This is a genomic window from Neochlamydia sp. TUME1, from assembly GCF_000813645.1.
In the GTDB taxonomy this organism is placed as follows: domain Bacteria; phylum Chlamydiota; class Chlamydiia; order Chlamydiales; family Parachlamydiaceae; genus Neochlamydia.
The window spans coordinates 1-1,463 of sequence record NZ_JRXI01000233.1; the positions used below are offsets into that span (position 1 = coordinate 1).

At 40.2% G+C, this 1,463-nt stretch carries 2 protein-coding genes; both read left to right on the top strand.

Annotated features, from left to right (window positions below):
- The coding region (locus DB41_RS10260; protein ID WP_193365258.1) for a leucine-rich repeat domain-containing protein at positions 1–595 on the top strand (595 nt) is incomplete at its 5' end.
- 536 nt (positions 596–1,131) lie between these two features.
- The coding region (locus DB41_RS10265) for an F-box protein (protein ID WP_039387005.1) at positions 1,132–1,463 on the top strand (332 nt) is incomplete at its 3' end.

Genomic DNA, 1,463 nt, shown 5'->3' on the forward strand with positions numbered 1-1,463 from the left:
CACCAGCCTGCCTGCAGAAATCGGGCAGCTGTCTGAGCTGCAAGAGCTTTACTTAAGAGAAAACCAGCTCACCAGCCTTCCTGCAGAAATCGGGCAATTGTCTCAGCTGCAAAGGCTTTACTTAAATCAAAACCAGCTCACCAGCCTGCCTACAGAAATCGGGCAATTGTCTCAGCTGACACGGCTTTACTTAAATCAAAACCAGCTCGCCAATCTTCCTGCAGAAATTGGGCAATTGTCTCAGCTACAAAGGCTTGAACTAAATCAAAACCAGCTCACCGCTCTGCCTGTAGAAATTGGGCAGCTGTCTCGGCTGCAAAGGCTTTACTTAAATCAAAACCAGCTCATCAGTCTGCCTGGAGAAATCGGGCAATTGTCTCAACTGCTAGACCTTCACTTAAATCAGAACCATATCACCAGTCTGCCTGGAGAAATCGGGCAATTGTCTCAGCTGCTAAACCTTCACTTAAGACAAAACCAGCTCACCGCTCTGCCTACGGAAATCGGGCAAATGTCTCGGCTTACCCAGCTTGAATTAGCGGAAAATCCTTTGGAAGATATTCCAGGAAAAATAAGGCAGCATTTTCCATTGTAGAATAGTCTTAAGTGATTTTTAAATTGGGGTGAGCTAAAATGAAATAAAAAACTTTTAGCCACCTTATGTTTAAAGAAGTAATTGCTTTTCTTCCCACAACTAAGCAAGCTTAAGCTAACCTACGCATTTATAATGACAAGAAATTTCTCTCTTTTTCTGCAGATTGATATGCTGGGAGAACAGCCTTTCTTGACAGGAAGAAGCTAGCCGTATTGTATTTCATCATTCGATAGAAGAATTAAAGAATTGCACCAAAAAAGAGCCGTTTTCTCAAATAAGGCAAAGAATCAATCTCCTTCTTTTAGCCAAACCAAAATTGCCGCGTCACTTAATCCTCAAAACCTGTGGCTGTTCCTAAATGCTTGTAGGGTCTCCACCCTTTCCTTGAATCTATCTGAAATAAAAGCGTGGTAGATTATCTGAGAGTTGTTTTTCATTGATAAGGATATGAATTGGTTTGACTTGCTTTTTTAATTTTTTTATATTGCCTTTAATAAATAAAATGCTGAAAAGCCATCACTACCCAAGGAAATAAGATGTATCCTATCTCATCGACATCTATCGAAAGCTTGCCCAATGAATTGCTGCTCCCCATCTTAGAGGCCTGCGCAGTTCCTTCCTTATTTAGCGTCTGTAAGAGATGGCATCATCTGCTGGCTTCTGAAGTGATGCCTTCTCTTTATAAACAAATAGGTAAAGTACATGTTTCCCAAGGGGATATTAACAAGCAGGCTTTTATTTTAGATAGGATTTATAAGCTAGAAAGTAGACTTTCTGAAACAGCAAAGGTAAATGCAATTTTTAGGCAAATCTTTACTTTAGCTAGTTCTCTTTCTCCTCTAGAATTTAAAGGGAAGACTGAAGAAAA